This window comes from Paenibacillus sp. FSL K6-2862, assembly GCF_038005125.1.
In the GTDB taxonomy this organism is placed as follows: Bacteria; Bacillota; Bacilli; order Paenibacillales; family Paenibacillaceae; genus Paenibacillus; species Paenibacillus illinoisensis_A.
The window spans coordinates 2,687,444-2,702,384 of record NZ_JBBOSN010000001.1; the positions used below are offsets into that span (position 1 = coordinate 2,687,444).

Consider the following 14,941-nt stretch of genomic DNA (forward strand, 5'->3'; position numbering starts at 1 on the left):
TCCTTGATGAAGGAGGTGATTTCTATTCCTCTTGTCGTTCGTTCAACCGTCAACGCTACGGGAGCAATTACATTTACAGGCAATACACTTGGTTTGAGTCGTTCTGAAACGGCAGGGGTACCAGGAACACAGGACAGTATTGGGGCATTCACAACAACCAATACGGCCTTGACTTATGGGACATATCCAGCAGGTACGACAAGCTTGTATCAGAGCAACAGCTCAGCTGCCATACTCGTCCTTCCTGCAGGCAGTACCGTTCTATACGCAGAGTTGATCTGGGGCGGAAGCTATATTAATGGCAACGTAAACCTGAGTGCGGCCATTAACAATCCGGTCACCTTCATCACACCCGCAGGGTCATCCAGCGTTACTCCGGACCCGGCGACATACAATCAATTCGACCTTGGGAACGGCGCTGCCGGATATGTGCGTTCGGCTAATGTTACGTCACTGGTACAAAGTGGGGGAGCGGGTACATATATTACCGGAGCAGTCGTGGGAACGATTGTTATCAACAATGATGCAACGGCCAACCATGCAGGCTGGACACTAGGAGTCATTTATCAAAATCCGAATCTGCCCTTCCGAAACATGTCGCTCCGGGCAGGCGGGGTGCTTGTCCAAGCGTCTTCAGCGCCGGTGGTGACCACACTGACCGGATTTGCGACTCCAATCTCTGGCACGCTCGGAGGAAGAGCGCTTTTCAGTGCGCAGGAAGGAGACGCGAATCGGACCGGAGACCAGGCGCTGTTTGGACCAACGTCGGCGACTTCGGTTGCCTTGTCAGGGCCTAACAACCTGGCTGCCAACTTTTTTGCATCCCAAATTAACGGAGACACTGGAGCACTTAACACGACAGGAACCTTTGGAACCCGGAACCAGATTAACGGTGCACCAGGCTCCAACATTTCTGGCGGACGACAGGGCTGGGACATAACCAATGTGGATGTGTCAGCCAGACTGATCAACAATCAATCTTCAGCCGTGTTGACGTTAACTACATCGGGAGATGCATATATCGTTAACGGCAATGCCATTCAGGTCGATATTAATGCACCAAGAATTACCGTATCGAAGGGATCAACGGCCACCGGTGCGGTAGCAGGGGACAGCATTCTCTATACGGTTACGGTTGCCAACGCAGGTACGGCCAGCGCCGCCAGTGTAGTGCTATCGGACTCGTTGCCTGCTGGACTAACTTTTATTCCTGGGAGCGTCACCGTTGCAGGTGTATCCCGTCCAACACTGGATATAACCGCAGGCATTCCGCTGGGTTCATTAGCCCTGTCCAGCAGTATTGTTGTAACCTACCGGGCGCTTATCGGACAGGATGCAAGCATCCTGCAGCTTGTGAATTCGGCCAATGCAGCTTTTACGTTTCAGAGTGTGGCAGGAGGTCCAACCATAACAGGTGTAATTCCATCCAACAACTCCACACTTCCTGTATATTCACCGAACCTGTCCATTGTGAAGTCGGGGAGTACCACCAATGCCACGGTGGGTGACACGGTAACGTACACGCTTCAGGTAAATAACGGAGGGAATGTTGCAGCGAACGTCACATTGACAGATAACATCCCAAGTGGCAGCTCGTATGTAGCAGGCAGCTTTCGCCTGAACGGAAATGTCATTGCAGGCGCCAATCCGGCGACGGGTGTGAATTTGGGCAGCCTTGCTGCAGGCAGCGCCAATACCGTCACCTTTCAAGTGCTTGTCACAAGCTTGCCAACACCGCCAACCCTTGTGGATCAGGCTGCTGCTTCATATTCGTTCAGCTCGCCTGACGGACGGACCATAACAGGAACAGTAGCATCGAACACCTTGACGATTCCGGTGACATTACCCAATGTCACCGCGGTTAAATCCGCTTCCGTCAGTGACGTAGCCGTAGGGGAGACGTTCACCTACACCGTGGTTACCACGAACGGTGGCATTCAGCCGATTAACAATGTAATTCTGACGGATGCTCTCCCTTCAGGAACCATATTTGTTCCGGGGAGTGTGACCGTAAGAGGCACTGTCGTTGCATCGGCTAATCCAAACAGTGGCATATCTGTTGGAACATTAACTGCAGGAAGTTCCGCGACGGTGACGTTTCAGGTTACGGTTCAATCCTTGCCTGCATCAGGCTCACTGCTTAATCGGGCTTCTGTGTCCTATAGTTCAGGTGCCTTTACGGGCATTTCCAACTCCAATTCGATTACTACACCTGTGTACCAGCCGATCATTGCGATCAACAAGTCGGCGAGTCAAACGAATGCAACATTGGGAGATCAGCTTGCATATACACTGGTGGTAACAAACAGCGGAAACATAGCAGCTCAAGTTACGGTAACCGATACCATCCCTGCAGGACTGACGTTTGTTCCGAATTCGGTAACGGTGAATGGTACTGCGCGTCCGGGAACCAGCCCCTTAACCGGAATAACGCTGGGCAGTCTTGCGCCAGGAGCCACGGCAACGGTCGTGTTTCGCGCAACACTAAGTACACTTCCATCTCCGCCAACACTGGAGAATCAGGGTACTGCAACTTACACGTACCAACTACCGAGTGGGCGGAATCTTTCAGGCTCAAGTCAATCCAATATCGTTCGCATACCTGCATCGGCCCCGAATATCTCGATTAGCAAAACGGTAAACACACCTGATGCGACGGTAGGTGACATCCTTACCTATACCGTTATTGCGACCAATGCGGGAATTAGTGCGGTCCAAAATCTGGTGATCTCGGATACGCCGACCGGCTCGGAGTTTGTGCCGGGCAGTGTCACCATTAATGGAATAGCTTCCGGAAGTGCAAGTCCGGTCTCGGGCATTGCTATCGGAACCCTGAACAGCTCAAGCAGCGTCACCGTGACCTACCAAACCAGAGTGATGTCTGTTCCATCCACAGGATCAGTGACCAACCGTGCCATCGCAGCGTTTACGTCGGGCAGTTTTAATGGTGTCTCTTCATCGGTTACAGTTAGTACACCCATATTTCAGCCCGTCATTCAAGTAGTGAAATCAGCAAGTACAACCAATCTGACGGTAGGCGATACCTTTAATTACAGCATTCAGATTAACAACACTGGTAACATCGCCGCTTCGGTTACTTTGACAGATCCGATTCCTGCGGGAGCTGTTTTCAGTACGAACAGTGTCATCATTAATGGTGTACCTACGCCAGGTGTAAGTCCGGCAACAGGTATTAGTTTGGGATCCATTGCAGCGAACTCAAGCACAACGGTTACTTTTGTCGCAACGGTCACGAGCTTGCCAGATTCAAGACAGTTGACTAACCAGGCGGTCGCTTCATTCTCCTACACACTTCCAAGTGGAAGAACGATTGCCGGATTCTCGTCATCCAACACCATCTCGATTCCTGTCTCTCTGCCCAATGTAACGATTGTTAACAGTGACAATGTAGAGTACGGCGTAGTCGGGGATGTCATCAGGTACACATCTGTTATTCGCAACAACGGAACCGTAGCAGTTAACAATGTGGTATATGTCAACCCTCTTCCTCCGAATACCCCATTTGTACCCGGAAGCGTCATTGTGAACGGGACTTCATTCCCGCTCTCCAATCCGACCGCCGGCATTCCAATCGGTACTTTGGCTCCAGGAGCTGAGGTTACCGTAACTTTTGAGGTGACGATTACCATGCCGATCCCTTCGCAGATTAACAATCAGTCGACGGTCAGCTTCACATCCGGTTCATTTTCGGGGTCATCCTCGTCCAATACGACACAGACTCCGGTTATCCAACCGCAGATTTCACTTGTCAAAACGGCCAATACAGTCAATGCCACCGTAGGTGATACGGTTGTATACACGGTGACTGTAAGTAACACTGGCAATTTACAGGCCAATGTTACCGTCACAGATACGATTCCTGCTGCGACTTCTTTTGTAGCCAACAGTGTTGTGGTATCAGGTGTACCGCAGCCTGGAGCGACACCGGGAACGGGTATTCCGGTAGGCATTGTTGCCGCTGGAGCAACCGCGGTTGTCACGTTTGCTGTGGTTGTGGATACACTTCCATCTCCGCAGCAGCTTAGCAACTTTGCTACATCTTCCTTTACCTTCACACCTCCGGACGGACGTACGTTGACAGGAACAGCCACCTCAAATACGCTGACGTTTCCGGTCTCTTCTCCAAATGTTGCTGTCGTTAAAAGTACACCTTCAACTGCGGCTGCCGTAGGTGATACCGTCACTTATTCCGTTCAGGTAACAAACAGTGGTATCGCTCCTGTAAACAATATTCAGTTTTCGGACCCGATTCCTGCCGGAGCCTCCTTTGTCACAGGCAGTGTGACGGTGAATGGCGTGGCACAACCTGCAGCCAACCCGGCAGGAGGGATATCACTCGGCACGCTTGCTCCAGGAACGTCCGCAACCGTAACCTTCAGCATCCGTGTGGATGCGATACCGCCAAGCGGCCAGCTGAGTAATCGATCCACAGTCAGTTTTACTTCAGGGGCATTCTCAAGCACGACGTTTTCCAATACGGTGGTCACGCCGGTATTCCAGCCCATTCTCTCTGCAACCAAAACGGCAAGCACACAGAACGCCACCGTAGGTGACACCGTTAGCTACACGGTCACTGTCTCCAACACGGGTAACTATGGGGCCCAGATTAACCTGACGGACAATATCCCGGCGGGAACCATTCTTGTTCCGAACAGTGTCATTGTGAATGGCCAGCCGCTGCCAGCCGCCAATCCAGCCACAGGCATTTCGGCAGGCACTGTCGCTGCCGGTGCGACAACAACCATTACTTTTTCTGTGGTTATCGATACGCTGCCGTCTCCGCAGCAGCTGGTGAATCAGGCTTCGGTGGCTCTTTCCTTCACATTGCCGGACGGTCGGACGATTACAGGCTCTGTTCTGTCCAATGTACTTACCATCACCGTGTCGGCTCCGGATGTCGATGTGGTGAAATCAACGACATCAACGTCGGTATCGGTTGGCGATATTGTGACATACAGCGTAGCAGTCACAAATAACGGAATTGCGACGGTCAATAATGTAGTCTTCACAGACGCGGTACCGGCAAGCACCGTTCTTGCACCAACAGGCGTATTTGTGGATGGGGTTCTTCGCCCCGGTGCTAACCCTTCAACGGGAATTACCATTGGTTCCATCGCACCTGGTGCTACCGTGACCGTTGTTTTTAGTGTGCAGGTTACAGCTCTCCCTGCAAGTGCGGTTTTGAACAATCAATCCACGGTCAGCTTTACATCAGGGGCGTTCTCAGCCACCACGTTCTCCAATACAGTTACAACACCAGTGTTCCAGCCGATTCTGACGGCTGTCAAAACGGGAGATCAGGCGATAGCCACGGTAGGGGATACCGTTGTGTACAGCATCGCCATCTCCAATGCCGGGAACTACGGAGCCTCCGTTACGTTGACCGATACGATCCCTGCCGGAACCGAACTTGTACCCAACAGTGTTATCGTCAATGGTGCATCTGTACCGGGTGCCGATCCGGCTTCAGGCATTCCGCTTGGGGTCGTTTCAACAACAACCATGGTTATGTTCTCCGTTGTCATCGTCACTCTTCCGTTGAGTCAATCGATAACGAATCAGGCTTCTGCAACCTTTACGTATACGCTGCCAGACGGAAGAACACTGGGGGGCAGTTTAACATCCAATTCCCTTAACATTCAGGTTTCCGCTCCAGATGTGAGCGTAACGAAGACAACAACGGCGGTAGATGCAGTGGTCGGCGACACGATTGTATATCAAATGGTTGTGACCAATAATGGGATCGAACCTGTTAACAATGTGGTACTAACCGATCCCATCGATCCAGCCACCACATTTGTCGCTGGAAGTGTTCTGGTAGACGGTGTTCCGCGTGCCTCGGCTAACCCTGCGCTGGGTATCGCTATTGGAACTTTGGCTCCAGGTGCATCTGCAGCAGTGTCCTATGCGGTACGAGTCAATACGCTGCCTACACCACCTGTTGTGAGCAGTCAGTCTGCCGTAAGTTTCACATCGGGTGTCTTCTCTGGTGCTTCATATTCGAATATCGTAGTAACCCCAATTTATCAACCGATCATAGCTGTAACGAAGACGGCCAATACATCCAATGCAACGATCGGCGACACCATCGTATACTCTTTCACCATTAACAACAGCGGAAATCTGGCTGCCAATCTGACCTTAACGGATGACATTCCGGATGGGGCTGTGCTTCTTCCAAACAGTGTATTGATTGATGGTGTTCCGCAGCCAGGAGCCAATCCGGAAACAGGCATTGTTGTAGGCACCATACCGCCAGGGGGGTCCGTTAATGTGACCGTTACCCTTGAAGTTACCGTGGATTCGCTGCCGCAAGATCAGCGGTTGACTAACCAAGCCGTCGCCAATTATACATTTAGTCCGCCGGATGGCCGTCAGTTAACGGGTACGGTGTCTTCCAACGTCCTTGTCATTCCAGTATCTGCACCTAACGTGACGGTTGTCAAAAGCACAGACGCCATTGATGCTGTTGTCGGTGATGTAATCACTTATACGGTTGTTGTTACAAACGCTGGTATTGAAGTGGTCAATAATGTGGTCATGGTTGACCCTGTGCCGGTAGGAACGGTGTTTGTACCGGGAAGTGTAACGGTGGATGGAGTGGCAAGACCAACTGGCAATCCGAATACGGGAATAACGCTCGGATCGATTGCTGCGGGCGCTTCGGTTACGGTTACATTCAGAGTAGAGGTCGTGGTGATATGAGCCAGTCCTCCGGTCCGTTGTCCCACTGGCTACAGAATCAGTCCCTGGTTCGGTTCAGCTCGGGTACGACTGAACTGGAACAGGTGGCCTACTCTAATACCGTTGTTACACCATGGGTTGGACCCAGACTTGCAGTAAGAAAGGAAGCCAATGTCACTGTTGCTGCACTGGGACAGTCGCTCACTTACCAGATTGAGATTACGAATTCAGGTAATCGAAGTGCCATCGTATACGTAGTAGATCCGCTCTCGGAAGATACGTCACTGCTTCCGAATAGTGTACTTCGTGATGGCGTTCCATTACCCGGTGCATCACCTCAGCTTGGGCTGCCTCCTGCAGAGGTTACGCCGGGAGCTACACTGCGCTACCACTTTCAAGTTGCCATCGTGCGATTACCTCCGACATTGAAGCTGCTCAATCAGGCACAGGTTAACTATGAATTTCTAACACCGGAAGGCAGGACGGTTACAGGCCGAGAACTATCCAATACGGTTGAGGTCACTCTGGCCTCATCCCGTCTGGAGGTTGCCCTTCAGTCGGACCATATCCCGACCTTTTCAGGGGATATTGTTTTGTACAGTGTCGTTGTGAGCAATCCTGGATTTCTGACAGCTGCAGGTGCCAAGGTGACCATCGCTTTGGCTCCTGGCCTTGTGTTTATTCCTGCAAGTGTTGTAATTAACGGAATGTTCGCCCCCCAGATGACCCCGGATTCTGGAATAGAGATCGGTGACATTGAGCCCGGAAGTAAGGTTACCATTCAATATCGGGTACAGGTTGTTTCGGTAAGAGATGCTGAAAGCATTCCAAGTCAGGCGGTGCTGGAGTATACTTCTGCAGGCAAGCAGGAGATCGTTTATTCCAACGAAGTTACACTTGAAGTCATCCAGCCTTTTATTTCGATCCAAAAGAGGGTACATCCAGTAGTTGCCTCAGTAGATGACACCATAAGATATGACATTACCATAGCGAATGAAAGCAATTATGCGGTGGATGCCAGGGTGTCAGATTCATTGCCAGCCGGCATGACTTTTGTGGAGGGGAGCCTTAGCTGGAATGGAGTCAAGCGGCCCGGGGCCAATCCGGTCAAAGGCGTTAGCCTGGGAACATTGACTGCACGGTCTGTCATTAACATTCAATTTGAAGCCAAAATTATTGAACACGGGACCGGGGTGCCTGAATCATTCGAGCTGGTTAACCAGGCGCGTCTCTTGTATACGTATCGATTGCCTGATTCACGAACGGTGCAGCGCATGGCCGCTTCCAACGAAGCAACAGTCTACCTGAAGAGCCCAATGATTAAGGTCCACGTTGAAGTAAATCCCAATTTAGTCGAGCAGGGAGGATCCGTTATTTTTCAGGTCCGCGTCGAGAATACAGGCTCTCTGTCTGCTCGTGTACAGTTGACAGGCGTTCTTCCACCTGGAGCCAAATGGCGCGGTCAAGCGGAAGATCAAGTTCAATGGAACATACCCGAATACTCTTCGCCAAGGGTTCTGCATCTGGGAGAACTGGCCCCGGGTGCGGAGAAAAATATTTCTTACGTAGCGCAGCTATCGCCAGAGGAAACGGGAACGCTGAATGGTTTCCTGACGGCCCTCTACACCTATGAACTGAACGGACAGAGAAGAAGCGGTGAAGCTCGATCGAACGAGTACACGATTGTAATCGAGTACCGTGATGAATAACGTCAATCCACTTACAGTGATGAATTGGGAAATTTGCTCCAAATGACTTCCATGACATTACACGAACGCAAATGAATGGTATACTAATTGAATATGCCCTCGGCAAACAACCCGTGGAATCGGGACGTCGGATTAGCTGTAGAGGAGGCTCCACATTGGCAAAAGCAAAAGTTGCAAAAAGACCTACCCGGGATGAATTTGAGCTGGAAGAGCTGGGGAATCAATTGGTTGAAGCGTATCATGAGCGTTCGGAAGTGCTGTTGACGGTATGGGGGAAAGAAGAGCAGGTGCAAGGGGTTATTGTTAAGCTGGATTCCCGTACTCGGTTGGTACATGTAGAGTACACTGAAGAGGAGTTCATGGCAAAAGTACCTTTTCTCGATATCATGCGGGTGGAATCTCCCCGTTATTAAGAAGTGCAATTTTAAATAATAGGGCATTCGCCCGGTCAAACCCGTTCTTCCTGCATAAGATATCCCATACCTGTTGCAGAGGAGGTACGGTCAATGAGCGAAGTATTAGGTGGAGAAACAAGAGGCTACGGATACGGAGGTTTCACTTCTGTAGGTGCCATTCTGGTTCTGTTCATCCTGTTGGTTATCATCTCCAAAGCGTTCTTGGTATAATTCATTTCTCCAAATGAAAGAAGAGAGCTCTGCCATTCCGGCAGAGCTTTCTTTTATTCTGATTCGCTGCACATCTCATATGAAGAACATAAATTCGTTCATTGGCCGATTAGGTAGATAATCCATGTCAGTCGAACGTTCATTATGATAGAATAGGAGCATTCCTAGAGAAAGCATGAGGTGTGTCGAATATGAGTAAAGAGCTAACACAAGCATTGAACCAACAGATGAACTTTGAATTTTATTCTGCCCATGTATACCTCGCGATGGCAGCATACTGTTCCAGTGAAAGTCTGGACGGCTTCGCGAATTTTTTCATTGTACAGGCTGAAGAAGAACGATTCCATGGCATGAAAATATACAAGTTCCTGAATGATCGCGGACAACGCGCGACACTGGAGGCTTTGCCAGAACCGAAAAATGAGTATACTTCCATGCTGGATGTGTTCGAGCACGGATACGCACATGAACAGCAAAACACGAAAAAATTCTACAATCTGGCTGACCTTGCCTTGAATGAACGCGAGCATGCCACAATGTATTTCCTGAAATGGTTCATTGATGAGCAGGTAGAGGAAGAAGCGTTGTTTGACAGCATCATTCAGAAGCTGCGCCGTATTGAAAAAGACAGCAATGCTTTCTACATGCTTGACGCTGAGTTCGGTAAACGTTCATTCACCGCTCCTGCGGAGTGATAGCGAGAGCAAATTAGTAATACGTATTCCATGTTCATGGAGTATACCGTTCTACATATGAAAAGTCTGCCTTTGTGTAGGCTTTTTTTGCTGTGTTTTTTAGATCTAATTGATCAAAGAAGGAACAACTTCTAACTTAAATCTATCAGATCATTCAAAATAGGTTAATGAAACATATGTCAAAAAAGATCTATCCTGACGGGTATGATTTTCACTACAAATCTATCAATTTCGTTTTATTTCCTTGGCTAATCTGACAAAAGTGTAACTCGAACGTAGCATTTGAAGCGAGAATGAGGCCTGTCCTTTTTGCTAGTATTAGGATTATCGCCAAGGGATGCAATGAGAGATTCGAAGACACCCGGGGAAATACGAGACACAAGGGAGATTTATATTTATGCTACATATTCGAAAGTCATTTATTGCTGCACTCGCCATCTTACTTATGATTCCACTCCTGCTACCTCAGTCGGTATCCGCGAAGCCAAGTGCTTCAAGCTCTACTGGAGCAAAAGCGAATGCGAAGATCATATATCTTACGTTTGATGATGGGCCTACAGCCCATACAGGACAACTGCTGGATATCTTGGATCAGTATCATGCCAAAGCGACATTCTTTATGCTCGGACCGGAAATGAAGCAATTTCAAAAAGCAACGAAACGTATAGTTGCGGATGGGCATGGCTTGGGACTTCATGGTATGACACACGTTCCTAGCAAGTTTTATCAATCGGCATATAGCGGCTTGAAGGAAATGCAGCAGGCGAATACGACGCTGAACCAAGTTGCCGGAGTGAAGACAAGTCTTGTCCGTACACCGTATGGCAGTAAGCCATATCTCAAATCGTCTTACCGTAAAGTATTACTTTCTCAGGGTGGATTCCACCTCTGGGATTGGAATGTGGACTCTGAAGATTGGAAATACAAGAAAGATCACCAAAAGGTCTACAACAGTGTAATGAAGCAGATCCACACGGTCCAAAAGAGTGGTACAACACCGGTTGTGCTCATGCATGATCAGGAAGCGACGTTAAAAGTGCTTCCGCAATTGCTAAAAACATTGAAAGCAGAAGGATACCAGTTCAAAGTACTGACCAAAAAAGTACAGCCGGTTAACTTCTGGAACGATAAACGTTAATCTAGTTACACTCTATGGAACTAATAATGAAACATAATTCACTGGAAATAAAGACATCGAGGAGGTTATCATCATGAAAAAGCAAAAACGTTGGGTCATCATTCCTGTTACCACAGCTGTGTTACTTGCGCTAGCAGGTTGTGGAGGACAGGATAACAATACGTCACAGGCAAGCAATACACCTACTTCGACTTCAGGAGAGCAAACACAATCCGGGAGCGGGGGGGCCGATTTTTCAAACACTTCAGAAGGAAGCAATGCGGCAGCAGGCACGGCCAATAATGAAAATAACTCAGAGGGTACCACCAGTACTTCCGGGGGCGAAACAACCGAAACACAAGGGCAATCCAGCATGAACGATGTCCTTCAGGAAATTCGCAGCCAGTTGAAGATGAAGGATGCTGTTCTGCCGACATCATTCGCCCTGAATAAAGGTAAGCATCTTGCAGCAGCCATTCCAGTCAATTCGTCAGATGCTTTCAAAGTGAATTTCTATTCCGTAGATCAGACCATTCCGGTCAATGATGCTTCGTTGTCGTCTTCCAAAAACGCACCAGATGTGCTCGCTTCCTATGAAGTGAAAACCTATAAGGACCCGGATAGTACAGGGATTTTCCCGGATACGGATCTGGACAACATTCCCGATGAAATGTCAGTTGATCTTGGACATGGAATCAAAGGCATGGCCGAAGGTGCCGCAGGGAGCCAGTATCTAACCTGGAAGGAAGGCAGATGGACACTGCAGATCCGATCGGTTTCCGAAGATAAGATGAACAATCCGGGAATTGCCAAGAAAATGGTCGAGTACCTGGAATCACATACACTGCCTGCTCCTAAGGATAAAGGCTTCGTAAACGTGGAATATCCGAGTGGTGGGGAAACGGTGAATGTCACGATTTCATGGCAGGAAGGCAAGCAGATTCATCAGCTGCAAACGAACCAGGTGCCGAATAACGCATTGGGTATGGTAGCATCAGTCAAATAAATATACGTTAATGAAATAGCTTGGCTGGGAGTGGAAGCTCCTGACCAAGCTATTATTTGTGTCGTAATGGGTTGAAGCGGTACTTTCATTTGAACCAGCCCTTTTCCTTGGAACGGGTGATGGCTTCAATCCGATTGCTTGCATTTAATTTGTTCAAAATGATGGAGATATAGTTGCGGACGGTGCCGGTTGTAATAAAGAGGTGTTTGGCAATTTCCTTCGTGTTCTTGCCATCAGCCATGAGGCCGAGAACGGCATTCTCTCGCTCCGTAAGCGGATTTTCCTCTACATAGGCTTCGTCCACCAGATCAGGAGCGAAGATCCGGCGTCCGTTCATGACCTGGCGAATGGCTTCAGCCAATTCCTCGATCGGACTATCCTTTAACAGGTAACCTCTAACTCCGCCTTTTAGTGCACGTTCGAAATACCCTGTCCGAGCAAAGGTCGTTAAGATAATAACCTTGCAGTTCATGCCTTTCAATTCCTCAGCAGCTTCCAGCCCACTTTTGATAGGCATTTCAATGTCCATTAGGCATATATCCGGTGTATGCTGCTGGACGAGTTCAAGCGCCTCCTGCCCGTTGCTTGCTCGCCCAACCACTTCCATGTCTTCTTCCAGGTTAAGCAGGGAGGAGAGGGCACCCAGCATCATGCGTTGGTCTTCGGCGATGACGATTCTGATCATGTTTATTCCTCCTTGATTGGTTTGCGAACCAGCTTCGGTACCTGAATAATAAGCTGCGTTCCGTCTATATTTGTTCCCGAGCGAATATCCAGACAACCATTAACAAATTCCAAGCGTTCTTTCATGCCAAGAATTCCTGTACCGCGGCGTTCTTTGTTATTACTGTGTTCCAATCCAATTCCGTTGTCATGAATAGTCAATATGTTATCGGAAGGTGTATCTTTCAGGCTGATGGTACACATTGTTGCCTGGCTATGCTTGACCACATTCGTAACGGCCTCTTTCAGACACATCCCCATCACATTTTCGTTAAGCTGAGAGGTGTCCTGCAGCTTGGGGTTGCCATCGAGCTTGAACTCGATCGCAGCAGCTTTCAGGATCTGCTCGGCACGGTGCAATTCATCAACCAGCTGTGTTCCGCGCATGGTAGTAACCATTTCCCTAACTTCCTTGAGTGCTGTGCTTGCCGTCTGACGCAAGTCGTTTAGCTCCACCTCGGCCTGCTCGGGATTGACACGAAGCAGGCGTTTCGCCAGATCGGTTTTCAAGCCGATCAAGGAGAGTTTCTGTCCGAGGGTATCGTGCAGATCACGAGCGATTCGCTGGCGTTCTTCCATTTTGACCAGATCATCCAGTCGTTTGTTTGCATTCTCCAGCTGCCCCTCCAATTGCTCACGGTTGTTTTTGTTATACGTGCTGATCGGAAGCAGAATCGATGCCATCAGACTGATAAATACAAACGGAAGCTGACTGAGTAATCTGGAGCTCTGAATAATGAAGCCGTAATTTATAGTTAAAAAACTGGCTGCCAAGTTGATCGAATAGAGGGTGAAAAAACCTGCTTTATTTTTAATATTCCCAATGAAAAAAGCAAGAAACAGCGAGAAATACGCATAATCATATGCGATCGTCATCGTGATTGAAATGGCAATCAGCAGACCGATCCACATATATACTTGCCAGCCCTTGGTGATGAAGGCGAGTAAATAACAGACAAAGAAGACAAGAATGATCACAATTCCTGTCACCAGAGTCCACAGTTTCGAGTATTGCGAAATATAATAGAAGGGCAGGATGAAAAAGACGAGCCACACGTACGGATTCAATCCTGTATTTTTATAAAAGAGCTGCATCCACTTTTGAATGAAAGTTCTCCTCCTTACACGACTTTGCGCGGTATTCCAACTTTAGCCTGACTGTAGCATGACTTCAGCCTGAATACAAGAAAACGAATCCGACAGAGTTTAAGGCTTCTCTGTCAGACCCGCTTGATTGGTTACGCGTATAGGTGGCTGAGCATAAGGTTTGCGGTATAACGATTTGATCTCCTTGAAGCTGATAAATCGTTTGGATTCCTCATCCCACAGACGGAAGCGAAGGGCTGCCAGACTGGAACGAAGGGTAATTGTCGTTGCCTTTTGCAGAGGTGGTGTCGCATTATGTGCCTCTTCCAGGTAATAGTTCGGTACACGCGGACTCAGGTGATGCACATGGTGAAATCCGATATTACCGCTGATCCATTGCAGCAGCTTCGGCAGCTTGTAGTATGAACTGCCTTCAACAGCAGCCTTGACGTAACTCCATTCATCCTCATGCTCGAAGTAGGTGTCTTCAAACTGATGCTGAACGTAGAACAGCCAGATGCCGAAGAAACCGGAGAAGAAAAACACGGGTGCCTGCACCATAACAAAGGCCTGCCATCCAACCAACCAGGACATGAATGCATAAAGTGCAACGATCAGTACCGTAGTCAGATGTGTGTTGATGCGTTCTTTGCGACGAGCAGCCTTGCGGTTAAAACGGTAAGCGAGTAGAAATACATAGATTGGACCAATGCCAAACATTACGACTGGATTACGATAGATGCGGTAGAAAAGCCGTCCCCATGGTGATGCTGCTTTGTACTCTTCAACTGTCATGACCCAGATATCGCCTACACCACGTTTGTCTAAATTACTGCTGGTGGCATGATGGATGGAATGTTCGGCTTTCCATTGCTGGTAGGGAGTAAGGGTTAAGACGCCCGTAATAGTCCCGAGAATGTCGTTCGCACGTTTGTTTTTGAAAAAGGAACCGTGACAGCAGTCATGGAAAATGATAAACGTTCGAAGTACAAATCCGGATGCCACCAAGGCAATCGGAAAGGTCAGCCAATACGAAACGGACAGGCTATAGTAGGCTGCGGCCCACAATAAAAAGAGTGGAAGGATCGTATTTATAATTTGTCGGATACTTAATCGTAGATCATTTTTCTCGTAAGGGGTAACTTCTTTTTTCAGTGCCATTTCTTTTGCTCTGCTCATGAATGGTAGTCCTCCTTCAGTCGTTATAACCAAGCACGGCTATAACCTGGCGTTTCCCTGATCAATCCTGAATGGGAAGCGTTTTTATTATTGTA

10 protein-coding genes are annotated in these 14,941 nt (G+C 48.7%); 7 read left to right on the forward strand and 3 right to left on the reverse strand.

The window, feature by feature from the left end; all coding sequences use genetic code 11:
* The first annotated feature begins 6 nt into the window (after positions 1-6).
* The 7 genes from MHB82_RS12475 (at position 7) to MHB82_RS12505 (ending at position 11,858) form a co-directional block, all read left to right on the forward strand.
* Positions 7-6,726: a DUF7507 domain-containing protein gene (locus MHB82_RS12475; protein ID WP_341174801.1), complete on the forward strand. Its 6,720-nt coding sequence runs from the start codon at positions 7-9 to the stop codon at positions 6,724-6,726.
* Complete coding sequence (locus MHB82_RS12480) at positions 6,723-8,414, forward strand: DUF11 domain-containing protein (RefSeq protein ID WP_341174802.1); 1,692 nt, start codon at positions 6,723-6,725, stop codon at positions 8,412-8,414. Before MHB82_RS12475 ends, MHB82_RS12480 begins: the two co-directional genes overlap by 4 nt.
* A 155-nt stretch (positions 8,415-8,569) precedes the next feature.
* The gene (locus tag MHB82_RS12485; RefSeq protein ID WP_110822460.1) at positions 8,570-8,827 is read left to right on the forward strand and encodes a YolD-like family protein; all 258 of its coding nucleotides are present in this window, start codon (positions 8,570-8,572) and stop codon (positions 8,825-8,827) included.
* A gap of 93 nt (positions 8,828-8,920) precedes the next feature.
* Positions 8,921-9,040 carry a hypothetical protein gene (locus tag MHB82_RS12490; protein ID WP_017688846.1) on the forward strand — a complete coding sequence of 40 codons (120 nt, stop codon included), beginning with the start codon at positions 8,921-8,923 and terminating at the stop codon, positions 9,038-9,040.
* A gap of 191 nt (positions 9,041-9,231) precedes the next feature.
* A complete protein-coding gene (locus tag MHB82_RS12495) occupies positions 9,232-9,735 on the forward strand; it encodes a ferritin (RefSeq protein WP_095287527.1) in 504 nt (167 codons plus the stop codon).
* 397 nt (positions 9,736-10,132) lie between these two features.
* A complete protein-coding gene (locus tag MHB82_RS12500; RefSeq protein ID WP_095358427.1) occupies positions 10,133-10,873 on the forward strand; it encodes a polysaccharide deacetylase family protein in 741 nt (246 codons plus the stop codon).
* 73 nt (positions 10,874-10,946) lie between these two features.
* Positions 10,947-11,858 carry a hypothetical protein gene (locus MHB82_RS12505; protein WP_341174803.1) on the forward strand — a complete coding sequence of 304 codons (912 nt, stop codon included), beginning with the start codon at positions 10,947-10,949 and terminating at the stop codon, positions 11,856-11,858.
* An 85-nt stretch (positions 11,859-11,943) separates the two neighbouring features.
* On the opposite strand, the gene MHB82_RS12510 is transcribed toward MHB82_RS12505, so the two are convergent.
* From MHB82_RS12510 to MHB82_RS12520, 3 genes are all read right to left on the reverse strand, one after another.
* Positions 11,944-12,543, reverse strand: coding sequence for a response regulator transcription factor (locus MHB82_RS12510; RefSeq protein WP_095358425.1), 600 nt, complete (start codon positions 12,541-12,543; stop codon positions 11,944-11,946).
* 2 nt (positions 12,544-12,545) lie between these two features.
* On the reverse strand, positions 12,546-13,688 hold the full coding sequence (locus MHB82_RS12515) for a sensor histidine kinase (protein WP_341176629.1): 1,143 nt from the start codon (positions 13,686-13,688) through the stop codon (positions 12,546-12,548).
* A 99-nt stretch (positions 13,689-13,787) separates the two neighbouring features.
* Positions 13,788-14,846, reverse strand: a complete 1,059-nt coding sequence (locus MHB82_RS12520) for a fatty acid desaturase (RefSeq protein WP_095358423.1) — start codon at positions 14,844-14,846, stop codon at positions 13,788-13,790.
* Positions 14,847-14,941: the final 95 nt, after the last annotated feature.

Coding starts and splice junctions, on each gene's coding strand:
- MHB82_RS12475 (WP_341174801.1), top strand. CDS start 7: ATGAAGGAGGTGATTTCTATTCCTCTTGTCGTTCGTTCAACCGTCAAC.
- MHB82_RS12480 (WP_341174802.1), top strand. CDS start 6,723: ATGAGCCAGTCCTCCGGTCCGTTGTCCCACTGGCTACAGAATCAGTCC.
- MHB82_RS12490 (WP_017688846.1), top strand. CDS start 8,921: ATGAGCGAAGTATTAGGTGGAGAAACAAGAGGCTACGGATACGGAGGT.
- MHB82_RS12495 (WP_095287527.1), top strand. CDS start 9,232: ATGAGTAAAGAGCTAACACAAGCATTGAACCAACAGATGAACTTTGAA.
- MHB82_RS12500 (WP_095358427.1), top strand. CDS start 10,133: ATGCTACATATTCGAAAGTCATTTATTGCTGCACTCGCCATCTTACTT.
- MHB82_RS12505 (WP_341174803.1), top strand. CDS start 10,947: ATGAAAAAGCAAAAACGTTGGGTCATCATTCCTGTTACCACAGCTGTG.
- MHB82_RS12510 (WP_095358425.1), bottom strand. CDS start 12,543: ATGATCAGAATCGTCATCGCCGAAGACCAACGCATGATGCTGGGTGCC.
- MHB82_RS12520 (WP_095358423.1), bottom strand. CDS start 14,846: ATGAGCAGAGCAAAAGAAATGGCACTGAAAAAAGAAGTTACCCCTTAC.